Annotated in this window: 29 protein-coding genes; 16 read left to right on the forward strand and 13 right to left on the reverse strand. The window is 73.2% G+C overall.

Translation table 11 applies throughout. The features are described from left to right. Positions 1-855, forward strand: an 855-nt coding sequence (locus ABD249_RS14495) for a PTS transporter subunit IIC (protein WP_344344756.1), incomplete at its 5' end; no start/stop codon positions are given. A gap of 70 nt (positions 856-925) precedes the next feature. Here ABD249_RS14495 and ABD249_RS14500 read toward each other — a convergent pair. Then, positions 926-1,177 (reverse strand): hypothetical protein, encoded by a 252-nt coding sequence (locus ABD249_RS14500; protein ID WP_344344757.1) that lies wholly within the window; start codon positions 1,175-1,177, stop codon positions 926-928. A gap of 230 nt (positions 1,178-1,407) precedes the next feature. On the opposite strand from ABD249_RS14500, the gene ABD249_RS14505 reads away from it, so the two are divergent. The 9 genes from ABD249_RS14505 to ABD249_RS14545 all read left to right on the forward strand — a co-directional run bounded on the left by ABD249_RS14505 (position 1,408) and on the right by ABD249_RS14545 (position 8,154). Next, positions 1,408-2,394, forward strand: coding sequence for a LacI family DNA-binding transcriptional regulator (locus ABD249_RS14505; protein WP_344344758.1), 987 nt, complete (start codon positions 1,408-1,410; stop codon positions 2,392-2,394). Positions 2,395-2,422: 28 nt separating this feature from the next. Further along, positions 2,423-2,878 (forward strand): RpiB/LacA/LacB family sugar-phosphate isomerase, encoded by a 456-nt coding sequence (locus tag ABD249_RS14510; protein ID WP_344344759.1) that lies wholly within the window; start codon positions 2,423-2,425, stop codon positions 2,876-2,878. Positions 2,879-2,919: 41 nt separating this feature from the next. Then, a complete protein-coding gene (locus tag ABD249_RS14515; RefSeq protein ID WP_344344760.1) occupies positions 2,920-4,248 on the forward strand; it encodes an MFS transporter in 1,329 nt (442 codons plus the stop codon). Positions 4,249-4,474: 226 nt separating this feature from the next. Beyond that, positions 4,475-5,008, forward strand: a complete 534-nt coding sequence (locus tag ABD249_RS14520) for a YbaK/EbsC family protein (protein WP_344344761.1) — start codon at positions 4,475-4,477, stop codon at positions 5,006-5,008. 3 nt (positions 5,009-5,011) lie between these two features. After that, positions 5,012-6,130: a DUF998 domain-containing protein gene (locus ABD249_RS14525; protein ID WP_344344762.1), complete on the forward strand. Its 1,119-nt coding sequence runs from the start codon at positions 5,012-5,014 to the stop codon at positions 6,128-6,130. 84 nt (positions 6,131-6,214) lie between these two features. Further along, the gene (locus ABD249_RS14530; protein ID WP_344344763.1) at positions 6,215-6,703 is read left to right on the forward strand and encodes a CinA family protein; all 489 of its coding nucleotides are present in this window, start codon (positions 6,215-6,217) and stop codon (positions 6,701-6,703) included. Next, positions 6,696-7,532, forward strand: a complete 837-nt coding sequence (gene nadE / locus ABD249_RS14535) for an ammonia-dependent NAD(+) synthetase (protein WP_344344764.1) — start codon at positions 6,696-6,698, stop codon at positions 7,530-7,532. The genes ABD249_RS14530 and nadE overlap by 8 nt, the downstream gene beginning before the upstream one ends. A 48-nt stretch (positions 7,533-7,580) precedes the next feature. Beyond that, on the forward strand, positions 7,581-7,787 hold the full coding sequence (locus tag ABD249_RS14540) for a DUF5302 domain-containing protein (protein WP_344344765.1): 207 nt from the start codon (positions 7,581-7,583) through the stop codon (positions 7,785-7,787). Positions 7,788-7,842: 55 nt separating this feature from the next. Then, entirely contained in the window at positions 7,843-8,154 is a 312-nt protein-coding gene (locus ABD249_RS14545) for a hypothetical protein (protein WP_344344766.1), read from the forward strand. A gap of 96 nt (positions 8,155-8,250) precedes the next feature. On the opposite strand, the gene ABD249_RS14550 is transcribed toward ABD249_RS14545, so the two are convergent. Both ABD249_RS14550 and ABD249_RS14555 read right to left on the reverse strand, forming a co-directional pair. Next, positions 8,251-8,997: an MBL fold metallo-hydrolase gene (locus tag ABD249_RS14550; RefSeq protein WP_344344767.1), complete on the reverse strand. Its 747-nt coding sequence runs from the start codon at positions 8,995-8,997 to the stop codon at positions 8,251-8,253. Positions 8,998-9,083: 86 nt separating this feature from the next. Next, positions 9,084-9,521: a VOC family protein gene (locus ABD249_RS14555; protein WP_344344768.1), complete on the reverse strand. Its 438-nt coding sequence runs from the start codon at positions 9,519-9,521 to the stop codon at positions 9,084-9,086. Positions 9,522-9,582: 61 nt separating this feature from the next. Here ABD249_RS14555 and ABD249_RS14560 point away from each other — a divergent pair, with 61 nt between their 5' ends. Both ABD249_RS14560 and ABD249_RS14565 read left to right on the forward strand, forming a co-directional pair. Further along, a complete protein-coding gene (locus ABD249_RS14560) occupies positions 9,583-10,263 on the forward strand; it encodes an NUDIX hydrolase (protein WP_344344769.1) in 681 nt (226 codons plus the stop codon). Continuing rightward, positions 10,260-10,646 carry a hypothetical protein gene (locus tag ABD249_RS14565; RefSeq protein ID WP_344344770.1) on the forward strand — a complete coding sequence of 129 codons (387 nt, stop codon included), beginning with the start codon at positions 10,260-10,262 and terminating at the stop codon, positions 10,644-10,646. Before ABD249_RS14560 ends, ABD249_RS14565 begins: the two co-directional genes overlap by 4 nt. Positions 10,647-10,662: 16 nt before the next feature. Here ABD249_RS14565 and ABD249_RS14570 read toward each other — a convergent pair whose 3' ends face one another. The 7 genes from ABD249_RS14570 to ABD249_RS14600 are packed head-to-tail and all read right to left on the reverse strand — an operon-like array spanning position 10,663 to position 16,830. After that, positions 10,663-11,520 (reverse strand): prenyltransferase, encoded by an 858-nt coding sequence (locus ABD249_RS14570; protein ID WP_344344771.1) that lies wholly within the window; start codon positions 11,518-11,520, stop codon positions 10,663-10,665. Further along, entirely contained in the window at positions 11,517-11,870 is a 354-nt protein-coding gene (locus ABD249_RS14575) for a lycopene cyclase domain-containing protein (protein WP_344344772.1), read from the reverse strand. The genes ABD249_RS14570 and ABD249_RS14575 overlap by 4 nt, the downstream gene beginning before the upstream one ends. Further along, positions 11,867-12,226 carry a lycopene cyclase domain-containing protein gene (locus ABD249_RS14580; RefSeq protein ID WP_344344773.1) on the reverse strand — a complete coding sequence of 120 codons (360 nt, stop codon included), beginning with the start codon at positions 12,224-12,226 and terminating at the stop codon, positions 11,867-11,869. Before ABD249_RS14580 ends, ABD249_RS14575 begins: the two co-directional genes overlap by 4 nt. Beyond that, positions 12,223-13,845: a phytoene desaturase family protein gene (crtI, locus tag ABD249_RS14585; protein ID WP_344344774.1), complete on the reverse strand. Its 1,623-nt coding sequence runs from the start codon at positions 13,843-13,845 to the stop codon at positions 12,223-12,225. The genes ABD249_RS14580 and crtI overlap by 4 nt, the downstream gene beginning before the upstream one ends. Further along, on the reverse strand, positions 13,845-14,708 hold the full coding sequence (locus ABD249_RS14590; RefSeq protein WP_344344775.1) for a phytoene/squalene synthase family protein: 864 nt from the start codon (positions 14,706-14,708) through the stop codon (positions 13,845-13,847). Before ABD249_RS14590 ends, crtI begins: the two co-directional genes overlap by 1 nt. A 16-nt stretch (positions 14,709-14,724) precedes the next feature. Then, a complete protein-coding gene (idi, locus tag ABD249_RS14595; RefSeq protein ID WP_344344776.1) occupies positions 14,725-15,270 on the reverse strand; it encodes an isopentenyl-diphosphate Delta-isomerase in 546 nt (181 codons plus the stop codon). A gap of 9 nt (positions 15,271-15,279) precedes the next feature. Then, positions 15,280-16,830 carry an SDR family oxidoreductase gene (locus ABD249_RS14600; RefSeq protein WP_344344777.1) on the reverse strand — a complete coding sequence of 517 codons (1,551 nt, stop codon included), beginning with the start codon at positions 16,828-16,830 and terminating at the stop codon, positions 15,280-15,282. 253 nt (positions 16,831-17,083) lie between these two features. Between ABD249_RS14600 and ABD249_RS14605 the strand changes: the two genes are divergently transcribed. Both ABD249_RS14605 and ABD249_RS14610 read left to right on the forward strand, forming a co-directional pair. Continuing rightward, positions 17,084-17,740 carry a hypothetical protein gene (locus ABD249_RS14605; protein ID WP_344344778.1) on the forward strand — a complete coding sequence of 219 codons (657 nt, stop codon included), beginning with the start codon at positions 17,084-17,086 and terminating at the stop codon, positions 17,738-17,740. A gap of 28 nt (positions 17,741-17,768) precedes the next feature. Continuing rightward, entirely contained in the window at positions 17,769-18,002 is a 234-nt protein-coding gene (locus ABD249_RS14610; RefSeq protein WP_344344779.1) for an antitoxin, read from the forward strand. 294 nt (positions 18,003-18,296) lie between these two features. Here the strand turns inward: ABD249_RS14610 and ABD249_RS14615 are convergent, their stop codons facing one another. Further along, positions 18,297-19,595, reverse strand: a complete 1,299-nt coding sequence (locus tag ABD249_RS14615; RefSeq protein ID WP_344344780.1) for an ATP-dependent DNA helicase — start codon at positions 19,593-19,595, stop codon at positions 18,297-18,299. Positions 19,596-19,720: 125 nt separating this feature from the next. On the opposite strand from ABD249_RS14615, the gene ABD249_RS14620 reads away from it, so the two are divergent. Together ABD249_RS14620 and ABD249_RS14625 are read left to right on the forward strand one after the other, a co-directional pair. Beyond that, on the forward strand, positions 19,721-19,918 hold the full coding sequence (locus ABD249_RS14620; RefSeq protein WP_344344781.1) for a three-helix bundle dimerization domain-containing protein: 198 nt from the start codon (positions 19,721-19,723) through the stop codon (positions 19,916-19,918). Between the two features lie 140 nt (positions 19,919-20,058). Further along, positions 20,059-20,844: a DedA family protein gene (locus tag ABD249_RS14625; RefSeq protein WP_344344782.1), complete on the forward strand. Its 786-nt coding sequence runs from the start codon at positions 20,059-20,061 to the stop codon at positions 20,842-20,844. Here ABD249_RS14625 and ABD249_RS14630 read toward each other — a convergent pair. Together ABD249_RS14630 and ABD249_RS14635 are read right to left on the reverse strand one after the other, a co-directional pair. After that, positions 20,841-21,197: a PRC-barrel domain-containing protein gene (locus tag ABD249_RS14630; protein ID WP_344344783.1), complete on the reverse strand. Its 357-nt coding sequence runs from the start codon at positions 21,195-21,197 to the stop codon at positions 20,841-20,843. The two genes, ABD249_RS14625 and ABD249_RS14630, sit on opposite strands and share 4 nt — an antisense overlap. A 168-nt stretch (positions 21,198-21,365) precedes the next feature. Beyond that, the gene (locus ABD249_RS14635; RefSeq protein WP_344344784.1) at positions 21,366-22,859 is read right to left on the reverse strand and encodes an APC family permease; all 1,494 of its coding nucleotides are present in this window, start codon (positions 22,857-22,859) and stop codon (positions 21,366-21,368) included. Positions 22,860-22,888 lie beyond the last annotated feature (29 nt).

A 22,888-nucleotide genomic window follows, 5' to 3' on the forward strand; every position in this document is an offset into this window, starting at 1 on the left:
AAGTTCCTGCGCGACTCGATGATCGCCACGGCCCTGTCGATGGTGCTCATCTACGAGGTCTTCGCGATCTGGGGCCTCATCGCCATCCCCGAGCAGGCCATGGAGCTCTTCGGCGCACCCGACGCGGGCGCGTTCATCATGGCCGCCTTCGCGCAGGCGCTGCAGTTCGGCGTCGGCGTCGCGATCATCCTCTACGGCGTGCGCACCGTGCTCGGCGAGCTCGTCCCCGCCTTCCAGGGCATCGCCGAGAAGGTCGTCCCCGGCGCGAAGCCCGCGCTCGACATCCCGATCGTGTTCCCGTTCGGCGCGAACGCCGTGCTCATCGGCTTCCTGTCGTCGTTCGCCGGCGGCCTCGTGACGCTCGGCATCATCGCCGTGTGGCTCAACCCGGCGCTCGGCCTCGCGCTCATCCTGCCCGGCATGGTGCCGCACTTCTTCACCGGCGGTGGCGCGGGCGTCTTCGGCAACTCGACCGGCGGTCGCGTCGGCGCCGCGGTCGGCGGCTTCGTCAACGGCGTGATCATCACGATCCTGCCCGCGGTGCTGCTGCTGGTGCTCGGCGAGTTCGGCTTCTCGAACTCGACGTTCGGCGACGCCGACTTCGGCTGGTTCGGCACGCTCATCGGCGTCTCGCTCATGGGCGGCACGACCCTCGGCGTCATCCTCTGCATCGTCATCGCCGTCGTGCTCGTCGCGGCAGCGTCGATCTTCCAGCGGAAGGTCGTCGACGGCGGCTGGGTGCCCGGCGCGAAGCGCGACGCGATGCTCGCGGAGCAGGCCGCGGAGGCGAAGGCTGCAGCCGACGCCGCCAAGGCCGCGAAGGCCGCGAAGGCTGCGGAGTCGACCTCGGCCTGACGCACGACCGCACGCGAGAGGGGCTCGGCCGCATGGCCGAGCCCCTCTCGTCGTTCCCGCACCCGTGCGGTCAGCGCTCCTCGTGCTTGAGCGCGAGCCCGATCGCGAGGAACGTCGGCGCCCAGTGGCCGACGAAGATGCCCCAGCGGTCGGACTGCGCACGCGAGTCGTCGGGCTTCGTGCGCGACACGAGCCACGACGTGAACGACAGACCGATGGATGCGAAGCCCGCCACGTAGGCGTGCGAGCTGCGCAGGCCGAGGCCGTGCGCGATGCGGATGGGGTCGAGCCCTGCGGCCTTCTCGATGGTCGCCTTCGCCATGATGGTTCCTCTCGTTCGGTGGACGCGTCCGTCGCCTCAACCGTCCTCGCGCGACGTCGTGTCGACAGCCCCGTGGCGGGCCGACGGGTCGCCCGCTACCCTCCCGGCGACCGGCTCCTGCGACCTCGGCCGTCGCTGCTCGCGGTTGCGTCGTCGTCGCCGCCCATGCGACTATGGGATCGTTTCCACCATGGAAACGTTTCCACGCGACGGGGCGGAAGGAGCAGGCGATGGCCACCATCAAGGACGTCGCGGCACGAGCGGGCGTCGGCCTCGGCACGGCATCGCGGGTACTGAGCGGCAGCGCGCAGACCTCGCCCTCGTCTCGCGAGCGCGTGCTCGCCGCCGCCGCCGAGCTCGGCTACGTCGCGCACGGCCCCGCCCGATCGCTGCGACGGGCGCGCACCGACGCGCTCGGGCTGCTCGTCTCCGACATCCGCAACCCGTTCTTCTCCGAGCTCGCGCACGCCGCCGAGCAGGAGGCCCGCGCCCACGGCTACGCGCTGCTGCTCGCGAACGCCAACGAGGACGCCGACCAGGCCGACGATGCCCTGCGCACGTTCGCATCGCAGCGCATCGACGGCCTCCTGCTGTCGCCGCAGGGGCCCGCGACGCCGCAGCTCGCCTCGCTCCTCGCCCGCGCGGTGCCGATCGTGCTGCTCAACCGCCGCATCGAGGGCGTCGACCTGCCGTTCTACGGCACCGACAACGAGCAGGGCGTCGGCCTCGTGCTCGACTGGCTGCAGGAGCGCGGCCACCGCGACGTCGCCTACGTCGGCGGCCCGCAGACCATGTCGACCGGCGCCGAGCGCGCCCGCGCCTACCTCGGCGGTCGGGCGGCGCACGGGATCGCCACCGACGACGCGCTCGTCGACGCCGGCGACTTCACGACCGACGGCGCCGCGGCCGCCATGCTGCGCATCCTCGACCGCGGCGTGCGACCCACCGCCGTCTTCGGCGCCAACGGTGCGACGACCGTCGGCGCCCTGCGCGCCCTGCGCGAGCGACTCGGGGCGGATGCGGGCGGCGTCGAGGTCGTGTCGTTCGACGACTTCGACTGGTTCGCCTACGCATCCCCCGCCATCACCGCCGTGCGCAACGACGCCGCCGCGATCGGCGTCGGCGCCGTGCAGGGCCTCCTCGCGCTGCTGCGCGGCGAGGACGCGACGTCGCAGCGCATCGCCACCGAGCTCGTCGACCGCGCCGCACGGTCCTGACCGAACCCATCACGAACGGAGCATCGCCATGCGCATCGCCCTCGGCGCCGACCACGCCGGCTTCCCGCTGAAGGACGTCGTCCGCGCCGCCATCGAGTCCCTCGGGCACGAGGTCGTCGACCGCGGCACCTTCTCGACCGACCCCGTCGACTTCCCCGACATCACGCAGCAGACGTGCGCCCCCGTCTCCTCGGGCGACGCCGACCGCGCGATCCTCGTCTGCGGCACCGGACAGGGCGCCATCATGGCCGCCAACAAGCTGCCCGGCATCCGCTGCGGCCTGGCGCACGAGCCGTACTCGGCCCACCAGGCCGTCGAGCACGACGACGCGAACGTCATCGCGATGGGCGCATGGCTCGTGCCGCACGCGCTGGTGCCCGACATCGTCCGCGAGTTCCTCCAGGCGACCTTCGACGACGACGACGACACCCGCCGGCGCGTCGCGAAGCTCAACGCCCTCGACCACCTCACCCCGACCGACTGACCACCGAGGCCGCGCCAGCGACCGGATCGAAGGAGATCCGCATGACCACCACCACACCCGGCGAGCGGACGAGCCCGCTCGGATCCAAGGATCGCGTCAAGACCGCGATCGCCGCAGGCGTCGGCACGAGCGTCGAGAACTACGACTTCGTCGCCTACGGCACGGCCGCCGCGCTCTACTTCGGCGTCGTGTTCTTCCCGTCCGAGGATCCCCTCGTCAGCACGCTGCTCGCGTTCACGACGCTCGCGGTCGGCTTCGTCATGCGTCCCCTCGGCGGCGCGATCGGTGGCTACCTCGGCGACCGATACGGCAGGAAGCCCGTGCTCGTCGCCGCGATGATCGTCATGGGCGCCGCGACCTTCGCCATCGGCCTGCTGCCCACCTACGAGCAGATCGGCCTCGCAGCGCCCATCGTCCTCACCGTCATCCGCATGGTGCAGGGGCTCGCGTTCGGCGCCGAGTGGGGTGGCGCGATCACGATGGCGTACGAGCACGCGCCGTGGCACCGCCGCGGCATGTTCGCCGCGATCCCGCAGTCGGGCAACCCGCTCGGCATCGCGCTCGCGAGCGCCATGTTCGCGTGGAGCTCGACGCTCGAGGGCGACTGGCAGTGGCGCACGCCCTTCCTCTTCAGCTCGGTGCTCGTCATCGTGGCGCTGATCGTGCGCTCGCGCCTGTCGGAGTCGCCGGAGTTCCGCGAGGCGCAGGCGACCGGCAAGACCGTCCGCAACCCGTTCCTCACGACCCTGCGCGAGGACTGGCGATCCATCCTGCGCGTCATCGCGCTGCGCGTCGTCGAGTCGTTCGCGTACTACTCGACCGCGACCTATCTCCTGAACTACCTGGCGGAGCGCGACCCGTCGCTGCGCCCGGTCGCCCTCGGAGCGATCACGGTCGCGAGCCTCATCGCCATCGGCATGACCTTCCTCATGGGATCGCTGACCGACCGCATCGGACGGCGGCCGATCTACATCGGCGCTGCGATCGCGGTGATCGCGTTCGGCTTCCCGATGTACCTGCTCACGAACGACGGCATCCCGGCGCTCGTCGTGACCGTGTTCATCATCGGCATCGGCGTGATCCACGCCTCGCTGACGGGCGTGCAGGGCTCGCTGCTCACCGAGCAGTTCCAGACCGCGACGCGCACGTCGGGCGCGTCCCTCGGCTACCAGCTCGCCGCGGCGATCGGCGGCTTCGCCCCGCTGCTCGCCGCCGCGCTCGTGGGCGTCTTCGGCTGGCCGGGAGCCTCGATCCTCTACATGCTCGCCGGCTGCATCGGCCTCGTGGGCATCCTCGTCACGCGCGAGACGTTCGGCCGGGCCGAGCGCGCCCGGGTCGCGGCGCTCGTGCAGGAGGCGCGCACCCGCTGACCCCCGTGCTCGTCGCGAGGTACGCATCTCGACGGCAGGTACCGCGATCGCAGCACCTGGCGTCGACATGCGTACCTCCCGAGCGAGGCGGGCACCTCGCGACGAGATGTGAGCCTTCCCGCGCGAGGTGCGGATGCTGCAGCGAGGTGCCGTCAGAGCAGCACCCCGCTGCAGCACGCCCACCTCGGGCGCGGAGCGGGCGGGACGCCGCGGCTAGGCTCGCCGCATGAGCCCCAGCGCCCGCGGCACCCTCGACTGGATGCCCGCGGGCGACCACCCCGAGCTCCTCGCACCCGCCGTCGCCGCCGCGATCGGCGCGGTGCCCGAGGCGCTCGTCGCCGCCATCGACGCGAGCCTCGCCGACACCGCCGCGTTCTGCGAGGCGTACGACGTCGCGCTCGGCACGAGCGCGAACTGCGTCGTCGTCGCCGGCCGCCGCGGCGACGACGTGCGCACCGCCGCCGTCATGGTGCTCGCGACCCACCGCGCCGACGTCAACGGCGTCGTGCGCAAGCACCTCGACGCCCGCAAGGCGTCGTTCGCGCCCATGGAGGACGCCGTGCGCGACACGGGCATGGAGTTCGGCGGCATCACGCCCATCGGCCTGCCCGGCTGGCCGATCCTCGTCGACGACGCGGTCGCGGAGGCCGGCGACGTCGTCATCGGCGCGGGCATCCGCGGCGCGAAGCTGCTCGTCCCCGCGACCGCGCTGCTGCGCCTGCCGCACGCCGAGCGCCTGGCGCTCGCCCGCGCCGTCTGACCCATGGACGTCCTGCGACCCGTCGAGCGCCTGCTCGCGACCGCCGACCTCGGCGCGCGCTCCAGGCGCGAGCTCGAGGCCGTCGCCGCCGCCCTCGTCAGCGGCGCCATCGCCTTCGTCGGCGGGCTCGTCGCCCTCGCGATCCTCCGCGGCGAGACGCATCCGCTCGCCGGCCCACGCTCGGTCGGCGGCGTCGCGGCCGCCGCGGCGGCCGTCACCGCCGGCGCCTCGTTCGTCGGCGCCTACCTCCGCACGACCGACCCTCGTCACGTCGCGACCGTGCAGCGCCTCGGCAGCGTCGTCCGCGTGCTCGCCGGCGCGTGCCTGACCGTCGTCAGCATGGGCTTCGCCTACATCGCGATCCTCACGATCTCGCTCGTGTTCCAGGAGGGGTTCGCCGGCCTCGAGATGGACACCTTCGCGGGCGCCCTCGCCGTGGCGATCGCGGGCGGCGTCGCCGCGTACCTCGCGCATCCGCTCGGCGAGGAGATCGACACGCGCGTGCTGGGCATGCTCGTGCCCGCGTTCCTCGTCGTGGGCGTGCTGTTCTCGATGCTCACGGCCTCCGACTCGACGTGGTGGGAGGTGCACTTCTCCGAGCTCGGAGCGGGTGGCGGCATCTCCGGCATCGCCTTCAACGGCACGCTCGTCGTCTCCGGGCTGCTCGTCGCGACGATGGCCGCGTACATCACCCACGACCTCGAGCGCGCGGTGCCCGAGGGCGGTCGCACCGCATGGGTCGGTCGGCTCCTCGCCACGATCGGCATCCTCATGCTGCTCACGGGAGTCGTGCGCGTCGACTGGGTGCAGTGGCTGCACATCGGTCTCGCCGCCGGCATGGTGCTCGTCTTCCTCGTGCTGTGCTCGCTGCTGCCGTGGCTCGCCCCCGGGCTCCCCCGCGGCGTCCACGCCGTCTCGATCCTCATGGTGGCGGGCACCCTCTTCGCCCTCGTGCTGTGGGTGCCCATCGGCTACTACAACTTCACCGGCTTCGAGTTCGCGGCGTGCGGCCTCATCTTCGTGTGGCTCACCACGTTCCTCCGCGCCATCGCTGCCGTCACCGACGACCGCGACGCGGCCGACCGCGAGACCGCCCGCTCCGCGACGACCGACGCGGCATAGCGGCTCGCCCGCAGCCGCTCAACCCGCTGGCAGGCGGGCCCCGCGCGCGCGAGCCTGGCTGCTCCGAGCGAACGAGGGAGCGAGATGGGCGACGGGTTCGACCACGACCTGCAGGAGCGGATCGCGCAGCGCGCGCACGACGACGGCGTGACGATCGCCGTGGCGGAGTCGCTCACGGGCGGTCTGCTCGTGGATGCCCTCGCGACGAGCGAGGGGTCCGGCGCATGGCTGCGGGGCGGCATCGTCGCGTATGCGAGCGACGTGAAGCGGTCGCTGCTGGGCGTCGAGGGCCCGATCATCTCCGCCGGCTGCGCCTCGACGATGGCGTCCGCAGCGCGTCGCCTGCTCGGCGCCGACGTCGGCATCGCGGTCACGGGCGTCGGCGGCCCCGACCGGCAGGAGGACCAGCCGGTCGGCACGGTGTTCGTCGCGTGCACGATCGGCGCGCAGGAGCTCGTGGAGGAGCATGCGCTCGAGGGCGAGGCGAGCGAGATCGTCGAGGCGACCGTCGAGCGCTCGCTCGACCTGCTGCTGCGCGGGCTCGAGCGTCGGCAGGCGGTGCAGCATGGCTGATCGCGAGGCCACCGACCGGCAGCGGGCCATCGGCGCCGCCCTGCACGTCGAGGCGCCCATCGACCCCGCCGAGCAGATCGAGCGCCGCGTCGCCTTCCTCCGCGACTACGCGGTCGCGGCCGGGGCATCCGGCTTCGTGCTCGGCATCAGCGGCGGGCAGGACTCGACGCTCGCAGGTCGACTGTGCGCGCTCGCCGTGGCGGCGCTGCGCGAGGAGGGCCGCCAGGCGCGGCTCGTGGGCGTGCGCCTGCCGTACCGCGTGCAGGCGGACGAGGAGGATGCGCAGCAGGCGTCGGCGTTCGTCGAGCCGGACGAGATGGTGACGGTCGACGTGCAGCCGGGCGTCGAGGGCGTCGTGCAGGCGATGGCGGTCGGCGGCGTCGACCTCGACGACTTCACGCGCGGCAACGTGAAGGCGCGCATGCGGATGGTGGTGCAGTACGCGCTCGCCGGACGCGACGGGCTGCTCGTCGTGGGCACCGACCACGCCGCCGAGGCCGTGACGGGCTTCTTCACCAAGCATGGCGACGGCGCGGCCGACGTCACGCCGCTCACCGGGCTCACGAAGGGGCAGGGCCGCGTGCTGCTGCGCCACCTCGGCGCCCCCGAGCGGCTCGCGTCGAAGCCGCCGACGGCCGATCTGCTCGACGACGCCCCCGGGCAGACGGACGAGACCGAGCTCGGCCTCACCTACGACGACATCGACGCGTACCTCGAGGGGCGCGAGGTCTCACGGGACGTCGCCGAGCGCATCGAGCACCGCTACGAGACGTCGCGGCACAAGCGGCACCTGCCCGCGTCGCCGTCCGACGCCTGGTGGCGCGAGTGACGGCGCAACCCGGTGGCGAGCGCTCCCGGGGAGTGCAAGGCTGAGGACATGACCGACGCCGACGCCATCGAGACCCCGTCCGACACCCCGGAGGGCACCGAGACGCCCGAGGAGGCGCAGCGCCGCAAGTTCCGCGAGGCGCTCGCGAAGAAGGGCCAGCAGCACCACGGGCAGGGACAGGCCTCCGGGCCCATCCAGAACGCCCACACGGGTCCTGCCGTGCAGAAGCGCGTCCACCGGAGGAAGTCCGGCTGAGCCAGCCGCGCGCCAGCGCGACATCCGAACCGCACGATCGAGCAGAGGAGTGGACATGAGTTACTCGAGGCCGCACGACGAGACCGGCGAGATCGAGGCCCTGACGGGCCAGACCGAGGTGGACGAGGCCGCGAGCCCCGACGAGGAGCGGCCCGCCGTGGAGCCGACCGTCGAGGACGGCGGCGTCGACGCCGAGCGAGAGGTCGACGTCACCTCCGACGAGACCGAGCCCGAGACCGACGGCGACGACGCCGAGCTCGCGGGCACGGGGCTCGACGACACCGACGACACGGGTCAGCCCGTCGAGGAGGCCGGCACCGGCACCGGCGACACGAGCGACGACCCGAAGCTCGACGCACCCGACTGACGCGCGAGCGATCGACGCCGCCCCGTCCACCTCGGTGGGCGGGGCGGTTCGCGTCTCGCCGGCTGCGGAGCCCGCGCGCTCGCGGCGCGGGAGGCGTCAGCCCCGCAGGTAGGCGAGCTGCGCCGCGACCGACGCCTCGACCGCCTGCCGCACCGACGACGGCACGCCGGCGTAGACGAGGTCGGCGACCTCCGAGACGGACGCGTCGCCACCGAGCCGCGACAGCGCGTCGCGCACCTCGGCGAGCCGCTGCAGCCGGTGCTCGCGGTAGGCGCGCACGACGCTCGACAGCGACGGCAGCTCCTCGCCGTGGCCGGGCAGCACGCGCGCCTCGCCGAAGGTCTCGAGCCGGTCGAGGGTCGCGAGGTAGTCGTCGACCGAGCCGTCGGGCTGCGCGATGACGGTCGTGCCGCGGCCGAGGATCGTGTCGCCCGTGACCATCGCCCCATGCTCGCCGTGGTGCTCGATCCACAGCGCGATGGAGTCGGCCGTGTGGCCGGGCGCCGCGACGACGCGCAGCGGCGACTCGAGCACGTCGATGACCTCGTCGTCGACGAGCGGGTCGGCGCCGACGCACCACTGCTCGTCGAAGCCCCGCAGCGGCACCCCCACGCGCTCGGCGACCTCGATCGCGGCGTCCGTGTGGTCGTGATGATGGTGGGTGACGACGACGAGCCGCACGGGCAGGCTCGCGAGCGTCGCGACGTGCGCCGCGTTGCGCGGCCCGGGATCGACGACGACGACGCCGCGCATGTCGCCGACGATCCACGTGTTCGTCCCGTCGAGGGTCATGGGCCCCGGATTGGGGGCGAGGATGCGGCGGATGCCGACGTTGGCGACCATGCATCCACGCTAGACCCGTCGGCGATGCCGTGGGGCGCACGTGCGGCCGGTGGAGCCGCCCCGAGCCCTCCTGCCGGGCGCGCGGATCAGTCGAGGCAGAACTCGTTGCCCTCGACGTCCTGCATGACGATGCAGGACTCGTCGATCCCGTCGGCGCGCAGCAGGCGCACCTGCGTCGCGCCGAGCGCGACGAGCCGGGCGCTCTCGGCCTCGAGGGCCGCGAGCCGCTCGTCGCCGACCATGCCCGTGCCCACCCGGACGTCGAGGTGCACGCGGTTCTTCACGACCTTGCCCTCGGGCACGCGCTGGAAGAAGAGCCGAGGTCCCGTGCCCTCGGGGTCGACGCACGCGAACGCCGATCCACGATGCTCGGGCGGCAGCGAGCGATCGAACGCATCCCAGTCGTCGAAGCCGGCGGGCGGCGGCGGCACCACGTAGCCGAGCACGTCGCACCAGAAGCGCGCGACGCGCTCCGGCGATGCGCAGTCGAACGTCACCTGCACCTGCCTGACCGACGTCGTCATGCGGTCACGGTAGCCCTCTGCGCCGCGCTGCGACACCCCCGGAGCGCAGTAGCGTGGACGCATGGTCGACGCCGACGCCGCCCTCCCCGCCGCCGCGACGGTCGTGCTGCTGCGCGACGCCGACGACGTCGTGCTCCCCGGCATCGAGGCGCTGCTGCTGCGCCGCCCCAAGCGCGGCTCGTTCGCCGGCGCATGGGTCTTCCCCGGCGGTCGCGTCGATGCGGAGGACGCGGGCGACGACGAGGACGCGCGCGCCGCGTCCGCCGCCATCCGCGAGACGCGCGAGGAGACGGGCCTCGAGCTCGCGCGCGACGACCTCGCGGCCCTCTCGCACTGGACGCCGCCCGAGGAGACCTCGCGCCGCTACCGCACGTGGTTCTTCGTCGCGCGCGCCCCGCAGGCCGAGGTCTCGCCGAACCCGGGCGAGATCGAGGAGCACCGCTGGCTGCGTCCGGCCGACGCCCTCGACGCCCACGCCGAGGGCGACCTGCTGCTCTTCCCGCCCACGTGGATCACGCTGCACGCCCTCGTCGACGCGACCTCCGTCGACGACGCGCTCGCCCGAGCCCGCCGCGCAGGCGTCGATCGCTTCGTGACGCAGCACGATGCCGCGGCCCAGCGATTCCTGTGGCACGGCGACGAGGCGTACGGCGGCGGGCCCGAGACGCCCGAGGGCCCGCGCCACCGCCTCCTCGTGTCCGACGCGCGCTGGAGCTACGAGCGGCGCGGCGACCGCGCATGAGCACGGCCGTCGCCCCGAGCGGCTACGGCCGCGGTCCGGGACATGTCGCGGTCACCGCGGTGGTGGTCGGCATCGGCGGCGCGCTGCTGCCGCTCGTCGGATGGGTCGTCGGGCTCGCGCTGCTGTGGACCGCTCGCACGTGGACGCGTCGCGAGCGCTGGATCGCGACGCTCGCGCCGATCGCGGCGGGCGTCGTCGGCATCGTCGTCTGGACGCTCGTCGAGGCCGCGCTCCCCGCGCGCGCCGGAGCCTCCCCGACCCCCGAGCCCCTGCTCGACGGCGTCGCGACCGCGTGGATCGCGTGGATCCTCGTGCTCGTCGGCCAGGCGGCCGTCGCCGTGTGGCTGCTCGTGCTCGGCATGCGCCGCACGCGGTCGCGCTGACGGGGCCCGCGACCGCTCAGAGGCCGTAGGCGTACACGAAGCAGAGCATCGTCACGACGAACCCCGCGCCGTAGTTCAGCGCGAGGAACCAGCGCCAGCCGCCGTTCGCTCGTGGGGAGTCGGCATCCGACACCGAGCGGTACGGCCAGGCCGCGACGACGTACGGGATCGCGAGCACCGCGGCGACGACGCCCGGCCAGCCGGTGAGCAGCATGAGCAGCCCCGCGCCCAGCCACATGCCGATCGCGAGCCGCGTCGTGCGGGCGGCGCCGAGCGACGTGCCGATCGAGGCGATGCCGGCCTCGCGATCCGGTACGACGTCCTGCACGGCGCCGAACGCGTGGCTCGCCATGCCCCACAGGAAGAAGGCGGCGAGGATGGCGACGAGCTGCGGCGTCCACGTGGCGCCGGCGAGCACGAGGCCGTACACGGCGGGCGAGACGAAGTGCGTCGACGACGTCATGGAGTCGAGGAACGGCCGCTCCTTCGTGCGCAGCGGCGGTGCCGAGTACGCGACGACCGCGAGCAGGCTCACCGCGAGCACCGCCCACGACGCCGGGCCCCCGAGCACGACGAGCGCGACGACGAACGGCACGCACGCGATCGCCGAGGCGATGAGCGTCGGCCGGTGCAGCGACGGGTCGAGCAGCGCGCCCTCGACGCCGCCCTTGCGCGGGTTGCGCAGGTCGGAGGGGTAGTCGAAGACGTCGTTGATGCCGTACATCGCGAGGTTGTACGGCACGAGGAAGAAGATCGTGCCGACGACGAGCGCCACGTCGATGCGGCCGGTGGTCAGCACGTACGCGGCCGCGAACGGGAACGCCGTGTTGATCCACGAGAGCGGTCGCGACGAGGCGACGAGGCGGCCGATCACGCGACGTCCCCCGAGCGTGCGGAGCCCGACGCGGCTGCGGGGCGGGTGACGCGGCTCGGCCGCGCCGGCACGAGCGACCACGCCGCGACGACGACCGCGAGCGCGACCGCCGGGTACGACAGGTCCTCGAGCGGCGCGAGCCACAGGTAGATCCCGCTGAGGTGGTCGGTGCCGTACGAGAAGAGGTCGGCGGCGATCATGAGCGAGTCGAACACGACCGTGAGCGCCACGAGCACGACGAACGCGGCGAGCATCGCGCGCAGCGTGCCGCGCTCCATGCGCCTGCGGGCGACGAGCAGCAGCACGAGCGACACGGCGCCGAAGACGACGACGAGGAGGGCGTAGGTCACGTGACCTCCGCGCCGGCCTGCGCGCGGCGCGGCCGTGCGAGGCCCGGGATGCGCAGGGCGAGCCGCCAGAGCACGACGGACGTGTACGAGAGGAACACGAGGAAGATCGGCTCCTCGACGGGCATGTGCGGCCCGAGCTCGATGCCCGTCATCCCCGGGCTCGCACCGATGCGGAAGATGCCGAGCACGATCGCGGTGACGTCCCACGCGAGCAGCAGCGCCGTCGACGCCGCGACGGCGACGAGCGTGCGTCGCGCGTCGTGGAAGAGCGCGAGCCGCCAGCGGTGGTCGAGGAGGCCCATGCCCGCCATCGCCCCCAGCAGCGCACCGAGGTACGCGAACGACAGCAGCGTCATGCGCCCGCCGGCGCCTCGGCATCGGGAGCGGCGGTCGAGCCTCGGCGATCGGGATCCTGCGGCGGCTCGGGCAGCGGACCGGGCGAGCGGTCGCCGCGCACGTGCTTGAGCACGAGCTCGGCGGAGATGAGGCACATCGGCATGCCGATGCCCGGCACGGTCGACTGGCCGGCCGTCAGCAGGCCGTCGACGCCCTTGTACGCGGTCGTGCCGCGCAGGAACGCCGACTGGCGCAGCGTGTGCGCCGGGCCGAGGGCCGTGCCGCGCCATGCGTCGAACCACTCGGCGAAGTCGGCCGGGCCGATGGTGCGGCGCACGCGGATGCGGTCGGCGAGGTCGGTCGCGCCCGTCCAGGTCGCGATCTGCGCGATGGCGTCGTCGGCGATGCGCTCGACCGCCGCGTCGCCGGCGCCGTCGATGCCGCCGTGGCCGATCGACGCGTCGGCGGGCAGCGGCACGAGCACGAAGAGGTTCTCGTGGCCCTCGGGCGCGACGGTCGCGTCGGTGCGGCTCGGCGCGCAGACGTAGATGTTGGCGTCGCCGCCGGGCCACGGCACCGTGCCGTCGAGCGCCTTGAAGCCCTCGCGCCAGTCCTCGGTGAACAGCAGCGAGTGGTGCGCGAGCTCGGGGATGCGACCCTCGACGCCCAGGAGCACGAGCACGGCGCTCGGGCCGGGCGTCGCCTTCGCCCAGCGCCGTGTGCCGCGGTCGTGGAAGCGCTCGGGCAGCAGCCGGGTCTCGACCGCGTGCATGTCGCCCGCCGCGACCACGAGGTCCGCGTCGAGCGCCTCGGTGCCCGCGCCCCGGTCGACCTCGACGCCCACGGCGCGGCCGTCGACGACGCGGATGGCCGTCACGCGCGCATCCGTCTCGATCGTGGCGCCGTGCGCGACCGCGAGGCGCGCGAACGCGTCGACGATGGTGCCGAAGCCGCCGACGGGGTACTCGACGCCCTCGACGAGGTCGAAGTGGCTCATGAGGTGGTACATGCTCGGCGCCGCGTACGGGTTGGTGCCGAGGAAGACCGCGGGGTAGCCGAGGATCTGCCGCAGCCGGTCGTCCTGCACCGTGCGCTCGATGCGTCGCGAGAGCGGCTCGAGCAGCAGGCGTGCGAGCGTGGGCGCCTCGCCGACGACGCCCGTGCCGCGCAGCGACGTCGGACCGTCGAAGCGGTTGTAGAGCAGGCCGCCGACCGCGAGGTCCGCCACGTGCCTCGCCGAGTCGAGGTACGCGCCGAGGGCTGCGCCGGCACCCGGCTCGATGCGCTCGAACACGGCCTCGGAGTCGGCACGGTCGCTGCGCAGCTCGATGGGCTCGCCCTCGCCGTGCCACACGCGGTACGCCGGGTCGAGGCGCTCGACCGTGAGCTCGCGCGCCATCGTCGTGCCGAGCATCCGGAACGCGTGGTCGAACACGGATCCCATGAGCAGCCACGAGGGGCCGGTGTCGAACGTGAAGCCGTCCTGCGACCACGTGCCCATGCGGCCGCCGACCTGGGAGCGCTGCTCGAGGAGCGTGACGTCGTGGCCGTCGCGCGCGAGCAGCGCGGCAGAGTGCAGGCCGGCGATGCCGCCGCCGACGACGACGACGCGCTTGGCCTCGCCCTGCGTGGCGGCCATCAGCGCACCGCCGCGGCCGCGAGGATGCGGAGCTTCTCGGGCGTGGGCACGCGCACGCGCTGCGTGCGGAGCCGGTCGGCGGGCGTCGCACGCAGGCGACGCGAGAGCGCGGCGAACAGGCCGTGCGCGGCGCCGACGGCACGACGTGCGTCGCGCGGCAGCAGCGGCAGCGTGTCCTGGGCGATGGTGAGATCTGCGTCGATGCGGTCGAGCACGAGGTGCTTCGCCTCCTCGGTCGGGCGCGCGGGATCGAGCTGCGGCAGGTAGCGACGGCCGAGGCCGTCGGCGTCGGCCGCGAGGTCGCGCACGAAGTTGACGCGCTGGAAGGCCGAGCCGAGGGCGCGGGCGCCGGCGTCGAGGCGCTCGCGCGTGCCGGGCGCCGCGGGCGCGTCCGACAGGAACGCCGCGAGGCACATGAGCCCCACGACCTCGGCCGAGCCGTAGACGTACGCGTCGAGCTCGGCCTCGTCCGTCAGGTCGACGGGGTCGAGGTCTCGGCGCATCGACGCGAAGAACGGACGGGTCAGCTCGGGCCCGAAGGAGGCGACGGTCGCCGCGTCCTGGAAGGCGTGCACGAGGAGGTTCGTCGAGAACCGGCGCTCGAGGGAGGCCTCGACCTCGACCTCGAGGGCGTCGAGCAGGCGGCGGCGCTCCTCGGGCGGCACGCCCGCGGCGTGCGCCGGGCCGTCCACGACCTCGTCGGCGAGGCGCACGACGCCGTAGATCGCGCCGATCTGCCACCGCACCGCCGGGGCGAGCAGGCGCGAGGCCATGCCGAACGACGTCGAGTAGTCGCGGATGACGAGCGCCGACGAGCGCCGAGCCGTGCGCGCGTAGAGCTCGAGCCCCGTGTCCTCGGCCATCAGGCGAGCAGCGCCATCAGGCGGGCTCCACGGCGACGAGGTCGCTGCCGAGCTGCTCGAGCTGCCACACGAGCCACGGGCTGAACGCGAAGGGCGCGGCGACCGTCGCGGCGCGCAGGGCCGCGGGCGCGATCCATGCGACCTCCGACACCTCGTCGGGGTGGGGCTGCGGCTCGCCGAGCGCGACGGCCTCGAACACGGGGCAGACCTCGTGCTCGACGATGCCGCCCGCGTCGACGGCGCGGTAGCGGAAGTCGGGCAGCAGCGGCGTCAGCGGGCCGAGCTCGAGGCCCAGCTCGTGCCGTGCACGACGGCGCACCGCGTCCTCCATGTCCTCGCCGGGACCGGGGTGACCGCAGAACGCGTTCGTCCACACCCCGGGCCACGTGCGCTTCGAGAGCGCACGGCGCGAGACGAGCACGTCGCCCGCGGCGTTGCGCACATGGCACGAGAACGCGAGGTGCAGCGGGGTGTCGGTGGTGTGCACCGTCGCCTTGGGGTGGCTGCCGATGGGCGTGCCGGCGTCGTCGACCAGCACCACGAGCTCGACCGGATGATCCATCGCTCCACGTTACCGCGCGTCGCGTGCCGCGAGCTGCTCCGCCTCGGCCGTGATCCGCTCCGCCATGCCCTGGAAGATGAAGTGGTGGAAGGGGATGAGGGCCGCCCAGTACAGGCGCCCCGACAGGCCCTTCGGGAAGAACACGGCGCGCTGGCGGTAGCGGCTGCCCTCCCCGTGCGGCTCGACCGACAGCTCGAGCCACGCGCGGCCCGGCACGCGCATCTCGGCGCGCAGGCGCAGCGAGCGTCCGCGCTGCAGGTCCTCGACGCGCCACCAGTCGAGCTGCTCGCCCACGCGGATGCGCGAGCGGTCGCGTCGACCGGCGAGCCCGGCGCCACCCTGCAGGCGATCGAGCCAGCCGCGCGCCGCCCACAGCAGCGGGAAGGAGTACCAGCCGTTCTCGCCGCCGATGCCCTCGATCATCGTCCAGACCGACTCGGGCGGGGCCGTCGACTCGCGCTCGCGCTCGTCGGTGAGCACGAGCGTGCCCGCCCACTCCGGGTCCGAGGGCAGCGGGTCGGACGGGGCGTCGTCCGACGACGTGGCGTCGCGCCAGCTCGTCTCGACCTCCGCGTCGCGCTCGCGGGAGAGCGCGAGCGACACCGCGCGCCGGTAGCGCAGCAGGCCGGCCTCCGGACGCGGGATGACGTCGTCGATGCGGTGGTCGCGCATGACGCAGTCGTGGATGAGCGAGCCGATGAGCGGCACGGCGATCGAGCGCGGCACGGGCGTGACGAGGTTGACCCAGTGCGACGCGAGCCACGGCGTGAGCACGGGCAGCGGCGCGATCGGGCGCTGCGGCAGCCCGGCCTCCACGGCGTAGCCGTTCATCATCTGGCCGTAGCGCAGCACGTCGGGCCCGCCGACGTCGTAGGCGCCGTGCACGTCGTCCGGCAGCGTCGCCGACTCGACGAGGTAGTGCAGCACGTCGCGGATCGCGATGGGCTGCACGAAGTTGCGCACCCAGCGCGGCGCGGGCATGTAGGGCAGCACCTCGGTGAGGTGACGGATCATCTCGAACGACGCCGAGCCCGAGCCGATGACGATGCCGGCCTGCAGGACGATCGTCGGCACGCCCGAGTCGAGCAGCGCCTCCCCCACCGCGACGCGCGAGCGCAGGTGCTGCGACAGCTCGCCGTCGGGGTGCAGGCCGCCGAGGTAGACGATGCGGCGCACGCCGGCATCCTTCGCGGCCCGTGCGACGTTGCGCGCCTCGACGAGCTCCTCGCGCTCGAAGTCGCCGCCCGCCGACATCGAGTGCACCAGGTGGTAGACGACCTCGATGCCCTCCATCGCGGCGCGCACGGAGTCGGCGTCGGCGAGGTCGCCCTCGACGACCTCGACCTGGTCCGCCCACGGCACGCCCTCGAGACGCTGCGGGTTGCGGGCGAGCGCACGCACGGTGTGACCGCGCTCGACGAGGCGCGGCGCGAGCCTGCCGCCGACGTAGCCCGTCGCGCCGAGCACGAGGATGCGGCGCGGATCGTCGGTGCGGACGACCGCCGGCTCCGCGACGATGTCGGCGGAGGGGTCGGTGGGCTGCGCTGCGTGCTTCGGCATGCATCCGACGCTACGCAGGCTCGCGCGATCCGACGCGGTGCGGGGCGGGGCTGGACATCCGGGTGCCGGAGTGCATGCCCGACCCGGTGGGTGCTTCGCGGTCGGAACCATCTCGTCCGCTCTCGCGTAGCGTGCTCGCGGCCGTGAGCCGCACCCACGACGTGGACCCGTGCGACCGTCTCGCGAGCAGTGGCGACGACGGATGGAGCACGGTGCCGACCACGGACCTCGCGGGGGCACCCGCACGCGCCGCGTGAGCGCGCATCCGACCGATCCGAGTCGCCTCGCCGACGCGATCGATGCCGCGCTCGCCCGACTCGCCGCGTCGCTGCGCGGCCTCGACGACGTCGACGCCTGCTCCCGTGCGGCCGACCGGACGCGACGTCAGGTCGTCGTGCGGCTCGCGTCGCGCCTCGACGCCGCGGCGAGGGCGCTGGCTGGGCGCGGGGTGGCCGGGGGTGCGGCGGTCGGGGGCACAGGAGGCGGCGGCAAGGACGACGCGAGCGATCCCGCCCCCGATCGCGACGGCATCGAGGGAGCGTCGAGGGAGGCGGCGGCGCTCGCCGATGGCGATGGGGGTGCGCTCGCCGCTGCCATCGAGGTGCTGCGCCGCCGGGTGGCGGAGGGCGTGCAGCACGCGCTCGCGATCGGCACCGGCGGATGCGGGAGCGGATCGGAGGCGCTCGTCGACGAGCTCGACGCCCTCCTCGCACGCGTCGAGCTCGGGCACGTGAGCCTCGATGCCGGCTACGACCTCGCCGATCTTCCGGCGACGTCGCTCGTCGCCTGCGCGCGTGTCTCGAGGGCCTTCGAGCGGTTGCGTCCGAGCGTCGCGCTCGGCGGTGGCATCCGTCCTTCCGCTCGTCGGGAGCGAGGCATACGCTGGCCGCGAGGCCGCCGCTCGACGTGACCGGAGGCACCGACCGAAGGAGGACCGGATGGGCGCGCTCGACGATCTCGCCAAGAAGGCGCAGGGCTTCGTGGAGGAGAACAAGGACCAGATCCAGGAGGCCCTCAAGAGCGAGAAGGCCGAGGAGGTCAGCGACACGGTGCTCGACGCCGTGGCCGGCAAGATCGATGCGGTCAGCGGCGGCAGGCACGCCGACGCCATCGGCAAGGCTCGCGACGGCATCGACGCGAAGATCGGCACCGAGGGCACGACCACCCCGTAGCGATCGACCGACTCGACAGGGCCGTGGCGCGAGGCGCCGCGGCCCTGCGTCGTGCCGGCAGTCGTTCCCCGCATCCCTGCCGGCCAAGACCGGTCACGATCGCACCTCGACTGGTCACCATCGCACCCACGGTGGTCACGGTTGCACCCGTTCCGGCCCCTCCGAGGTGCAATGGCGACCAGTCGACGTGCAACGGTGACCAGTCGAGGTGCAACGGTGACCAGTCGGGGTGCGATCGCGACCAGTCGGACGGGACGGGGGCGGGGGCGCGCGTGCGGGAGTCGCGGACGCGGGTCAGGTCGTCGCGGGGGCCGCGGACTCCTGCGCTCGCGAGCGCACCTCGGAGATGTACTCGCGGACGCGCTGGTCGACGATGATGTCGCTCGGTCGCAGCGGCCTCGACAGGTAGAGGCCCTCGAGGGAGGTCAGGCGCGAGAGCGCGACGTACGTCTGGCCCGGGCTGAAGGCGCGCTGGCCGAGGTCGATGACGGCCTGCTCGAAGGTCGACCCCTGCGACTTGTGGATCGTGACCGCCCACGCGAGCCGCAGCGGGAACTGCGTGAACTCGGCGATGACGTCGCGCCGCAGCTCCTTCGTCGCCGGCGAGTACTGGTAGCGGAACCGCTCCCACACCGCTGGCTCGACCTCGTGCTCCTCGCCGTCGACCTCGACGCGCACCGTCTGCCCGATGCGCACGACGCGGCCGATCGAGCCGTTGACCCAGCGCTGCTGCGAGTCGTTGCGCAGGAACATGACCTGCGCGCCGACCTTGAGCTCGAGCACCTCGTCGGCCGGCTTCGCGCGCGGCCCGAAGTCGCCCGCGACCTCCGCCCTCGCCTTGCGCACGCTGCCGGGCAGGCGTGCCAGCTCGCGCGCGTTCGTGCGCTGCACCATGTCGTTGCGGGTCGCGAGGGTGAGGATGTCGTCCTCGGGGGGCGTGCGCGCGCCCGCCTCGTTGAGCAGGTGGGCGATCTCGGCCGTGACCGTGCCGTGGCGCACGGCGTTGAGGGCGACCTTGAACTCGAGGTCGGCCTGGCGGTGGATCTCGACGAGCTCGATCGTGTGCAGCTCGGCCTCGAGCCACACGCGCGCGTCGAAGAACCACATCGACCGGTAGTGGTCGTCGACGTACGCGCGCTCGTCGGCGTCGCCGGGCACGGGTGCCAGCTGGTACGGATCGCCGAACATGACGACCTGCACGCCGCCGAACGCCTCCATCGGCCGCTGGCGTGCCTGCCGCAGCGAGCGGTCCATGGCATCCATCAGGTCGGCGTTCACCATCGACACCTCGTCGATCACGAGCGTCTCGATCGAGTTGAGCAGCTTGCGCGTCTCGGGGTTCTGCTCGATCGCCGCGTCGCCGATGAGGCCGAGCGGCAGCCGGAAGAGCGAGTGGATCGTCTGCCCGCCGACGTTGAGCGCCGCGACGCCCGTCGGCGCGCAGATCGCGAGCGCCTTCGACGTCTGCCACGCGAGGTGCTGCAGCAGCGTCGACTTGCCCGTGCCGGCGCGCCCGGTGATGAAGAGGTGGTCGCGGGTCAGCTCGATGCGATCGAACACCGCCTGCTGCTCGGCGGACAGCGACACACCCATCCCTCCAGCGTACGCACGGTCGCCGCCCGCACGCCGCACGGCTCGCGCGCCGTGGACGACCGGGCGCCGCGCCCGCACGGGCGTCGACCCTTGCCAGCACGGGTGGCGCGTGCCAGCGTCGACCCATGACCGACATCGAGGCCGAGGGGCACGTGGTCGACCACGTCGTCCAGGCCATCACGAAGGCGCATCCCGAGATCGACGCGAGCCAGGTCGAGGGCCTGGCGCACGAGGAGTACGCCAAGCTCGAGCAGAACCCCGTGCAGGACTACGTCGAGGTGCTCACGGAGCACGCCGTCAAGCAGCGCCTGCACGACGCGTGACCGCCGGCTGAGGCACCCGCCGCTCGACGCGGCGCCCCTCGACGCGCCGCCGACGCAGACCCGCCGCATGGGAAGCATCCGTACGGTGGACGCAGGGATGCGCGCCCGCACCCCACGATCGACCGAGGATGACGCCCCCGATGCACGCCTGGACCACGCTCGCCCGCACCTCGACCGACCCCTCGGCGGGCTACGACGGCTTCATCGGCTGGGTGCTGGGCCTCATGGAGACGCTCGGCGAGGTCGGCGTCGGCCTCGCGGTGCTCATCGAGACGTTCGTGCCGCCCATCCCGTCGGAGGCCATCCTGCCGGGCGCGGGATTCCTCGCCTGGGACGGCCGCATGAACGTGTGGGGCGCGTGGATCGCCGCGACGCTCGGTGCGCTCGTCGGCGCGTGGATCTGGTACGCGATCGGCCGCGCCTTCGGTCGCCAGCGCACCCGGTGGATCGTGGGCCGCATCCCGCTCATGGACTTCGAGGACTTCGATCGCGCCGAGCGGGTCTTCCAGCGGTTCGGCGGCGCGGCCGTGCTCGTGGGTCGATGCGTGCCGCTCGTGCGCTCGTTCATCTCGATCCCCGCGGGCATCGAGCGCATGTCGTTCTGGCGCTTCTCGCTCTACACGTTCGTCGGCAGCCTCGTGTGGAACGGCATCTGGGTGTGGCTGGGCTTCGCGTTCGGCCCCGTGATCGGCCCGGTGCTGTCGCAGTGGAGCGGCGTGCTGTCGAACATCGTCGTCGCCATCATCGCGGCGCTCGTGCTCTGGTTCGTCGTCGTGCGCGTGCGTCGCATCCTGCTGCGCCGCCGTGCGGAGCAGCGCGCCGACGCGCAGCGCGAGGCCCGCGCGGACGCCGATGGTGCGACCGGCGCGGACGCTCGCGACGAGCAGTCGCGCGGAACGGCGTCCGACGGACGCCCGAGCCGCTAGCGGCGACCGAGCCGGCGCTCGCCGTTCGCGCCGACGGCGTAGCCGAGCCCGTAGTGGGCGTACACGGCCGGCTCGTCGGCGGCCTCGAGCTCGCCGTCCGTGGGGATGGAGGGCGCGTCCTTGACCAGCCGCTTCCCATGCGCGACGTTGAGGTGCTTGGGCGTGACCGTGGCGCCGGCGAGCGGCACGAAGCTCAGCTTGTGGCGACCGATGATGCCCGTGCGGACGGTCGCGAACGCCGGGGCGTCGGTCGCGGTGTCGAAGTAGACGCTCTCGAGCTGCCCGATGGTGTCGCCGTCGGGGTCGACGACGTTCGAGCCGATCCAGTCGCGGATGTTCGCTGCTTCGAACATGGTCGTCTCCCTCGCGCGGTGATGCTGGTGCGACCGACGGTACTCGACCCGCGCGCCTCCAGCCGAACGCCACAGCGGGCCGCCACGTGCATCGTGCACGCGACGACCCGCTGGGGCGTGGATCCGGCGGTCGCAGCGGTGGACCCGTGACCGACCGAGGGCGGCGCGTCAGTCGCGCGCGATCTGCAGGCCCTCGGCCTGCGTGAGACGCTCGCCCGCGCGGCGCGCAGCGGCCGGACGGGCGAGCACGACCGCGAGCACGATCACGACGATCGCGATCGCCATGCCGGGGCCCCACCACGCGGCCGCCTCGGTGGGCAGCGGGAACACGTTGCGGAACAGCGTGTAGGCGAGCACGGCGATGCCCAGGATGGGGATGACGATCTCCCAGCGCGACACGGTCGTCTGCCCGCTGAAGAACAGCAGTCGCACCGCACCGATCGAGGCGAGCAGGTAGGCGACGAGCAGCACGAGCGTGCCGGTGACGCCCGCGATGGCGAACAGGTCGTAGGGCTCGGCGCCGAGCACGAGGCCGATGACCTCGATGACGACGACGATGCCGACGACCGCGGCGACGGCACGGTTCGGGATGCCGTGGCGCGCGTGCACGTGGTCGAGCACCTTCGGGCCGAGCCCGTCGCGCGACAGCGCGAACAGCAGCCGGCTCGCACCGACGACGCATGCGAGCGCGCACGCGGCGGCCGAGATGGCGGCGCCGACGGTGATGACGTCGCCGAGCCACGGCGCGATCCACGTGTTCGCGAGGTCGCCGATGAGGGCGCTCGAGCCGACGAACGCCTCCATGCCCGCCTCGTCGGTGCCGAAGGCCATCACCTCGATCGCGGTGACGATGACGAAGAACAGGCCGCCGAAGATCGCGGTGCCGAGGATGGCGCGCGGGATGTCGCGACGCGGCTCCTTCGCCTCCTCGCCGAGCGTCGCCGCCGCCTCGAAGCCGGCGAACGAGAGGAAGCCGAAGACGATGCCGAGGAAGACCGTCGACAGGTCGGTGCCCTCGGGCACCGTGAACACCGAGAGGTCGAACGACGTGCCGTTCGGGGTGTCGCCCGAGAGGAGCCTGCCGAGCACGATGACGGCGACGACGAGGATGAGCGCGATGGTCACGCCCTCGACGATGACGAGCACGAGCGTGCCGCGCTTCGCGGGCCGCGAGCCGAGGAACCAGACGACGCCGAGCGCGATCCACGCGAAGACGAACGCGGCCCACGTGGGCGGCGAGGGCCAGATGCCGAACTGGTCGACGAGCTCGGTCACGAAGATGCCGGCGGCCATCGACGTGACGACGCCGTAGAACGCGTAGGTCGCGGCGTTGAGCCAGCCCGCGGTGATGCCGGCACGCGCGCCGAGCGTCGCGCCGACGAAGCCGTAGACGCTGCCCGCGTGGTTGAAGCGCTGCGACAGCCGCACGAACGTGTACGCGATGAGCAGCACGCCGATGGTCGCGAGCAGGAACGCGAGCGGCACGGCGCGACCGACGAGGCCCGCGGTGCCCTGCGGGTTGATGTTGATGGCCATCGACGGCGCCATGAGCGCGATCGAGACGCCGATCGCCTCCCACACGTTGAGGGTGCGCTTGAGGGCCGGGCCGGATGCGGGTGCTGCCGCGCCGCCGGTGCTGGTGGTGCTGGGGGACTCGGACATGGGGATCCTGTTCGAACGGAGCCGGCGGG

It is taken from the genome of Agrococcus versicolor (assembly GCF_039531815.1).
In the GTDB taxonomy this organism is placed as follows: Bacteria; Actinomycetota; Actinomycetes; order Actinomycetales; family Microbacteriaceae; genus Agrococcus; species Agrococcus versicolor.

Coding starts and splice junctions, on each gene's coding strand:
- ABD249_RS14500 (WP_344344757.1), bottom strand. CDS start 1,177: ATGGCGAAGGCGACCATCGAGAAGGCCGCAGGGCTCGACCCCATCCGC.
- ABD249_RS14505 (WP_344344758.1), top strand. CDS start 1,408: ATGGCCACCATCAAGGACGTCGCGGCACGAGCGGGCGTCGGCCTCGGC.
- ABD249_RS14510 (WP_344344759.1), top strand. CDS start 2,423: ATGCGCATCGCCCTCGGCGCCGACCACGCCGGCTTCCCGCTGAAGGAC.
- ABD249_RS14515 (WP_344344760.1), top strand. CDS start 2,920: ATGACCACCACCACACCCGGCGAGCGGACGAGCCCGCTCGGATCCAAG.
- ABD249_RS14520 (WP_344344761.1), top strand. CDS start 4,475: ATGAGCCCCAGCGCCCGCGGCACCCTCGACTGGATGCCCGCGGGCGAC.
- ABD249_RS14525 (WP_344344762.1), top strand. CDS start 5,012: ATGGACGTCCTGCGACCCGTCGAGCGCCTGCTCGCGACCGCCGACCTC.
- ABD249_RS14530 (WP_344344763.1), top strand. CDS start 6,215: ATGGGCGACGGGTTCGACCACGACCTGCAGGAGCGGATCGCGCAGCGC.
- nadE (WP_344344764.1), top strand. CDS start 6,696: ATGGCTGATCGCGAGGCCACCGACCGGCAGCGGGCCATCGGCGCCGCC.
- ABD249_RS14540 (WP_344344765.1), top strand. CDS start 7,581: ATGACCGACGCCGACGCCATCGAGACCCCGTCCGACACCCCGGAGGGC.
- ABD249_RS14545 (WP_344344766.1), top strand. CDS start 7,843: ATGAGTTACTCGAGGCCGCACGACGAGACCGGCGAGATCGAGGCCCTG.
- ABD249_RS14550 (WP_344344767.1), bottom strand. CDS start 8,997: ATGGTCGCCAACGTCGGCATCCGCCGCATCCTCGCCCCCAATCCGGGG.
- ABD249_RS14555 (WP_344344768.1), bottom strand. CDS start 9,521: ATGACGACGTCGGTCAGGCAGGTGCAGGTGACGTTCGACTGCGCATCG.
- ABD249_RS14560 (WP_344344769.1), top strand. CDS start 9,583: ATGGTCGACGCCGACGCCGCCCTCCCCGCCGCCGCGACGGTCGTGCTG.
- ABD249_RS14565 (WP_344344770.1), top strand. CDS start 10,260: ATGAGCACGGCCGTCGCCCCGAGCGGCTACGGCCGCGGTCCGGGACAT.
- ABD249_RS14580 (WP_344344773.1), bottom strand. CDS start 12,226: ATGACGCTGCTGTCGTTCGCGTACCTCGGTGCGCTGCTGGGGGCGATG.
- crtI (WP_344344774.1), bottom strand. CDS start 13,845: ATGGCCGCCACGCAGGGCGAGGCCAAGCGCGTCGTCGTCGTCGGCGGC.
- ABD249_RS14590 (WP_344344775.1), bottom strand. CDS start 14,708: ATGGCCGAGGACACGGGGCTCGAGCTCTACGCGCGCACGGCTCGGCGC.
- idi (WP_344344776.1), bottom strand. CDS start 15,270: ATGGATCATCCGGTCGAGCTCGTGGTGCTGGTCGACGACGCCGGCACG.
- ABD249_RS14600 (WP_344344777.1), bottom strand. CDS start 16,830: ATGCCGAAGCACGCAGCGCAGCCCACCGACCCCTCCGCCGACATCGTC.
- ABD249_RS14610 (WP_344344779.1), top strand. CDS start 17,769: ATGGGCGCGCTCGACGATCTCGCCAAGAAGGCGCAGGGCTTCGTGGAG.
- ABD249_RS14615 (WP_344344780.1), bottom strand. CDS start 19,595: ATGGGTGTGTCGCTGTCCGCCGAGCAGCAGGCGGTGTTCGATCGCATC.
- ABD249_RS14620 (WP_344344781.1), top strand. CDS start 19,721: ATGACCGACATCGAGGCCGAGGGGCACGTGGTCGACCACGTCGTCCAG.
- ABD249_RS14625 (WP_344344782.1), top strand. CDS start 20,059: ATGCACGCCTGGACCACGCTCGCCCGCACCTCGACCGACCCCTCGGCG.
- ABD249_RS14630 (WP_344344783.1), bottom strand. CDS start 21,197: ATGTTCGAAGCAGCGAACATCCGCGACTGGATCGGCTCGAACGTCGTC.
- ABD249_RS14635 (WP_344344784.1), bottom strand. CDS start 22,859: ATGTCCGAGTCCCCCAGCACCACCAGCACCGGCGGCGCGGCAGCACCC.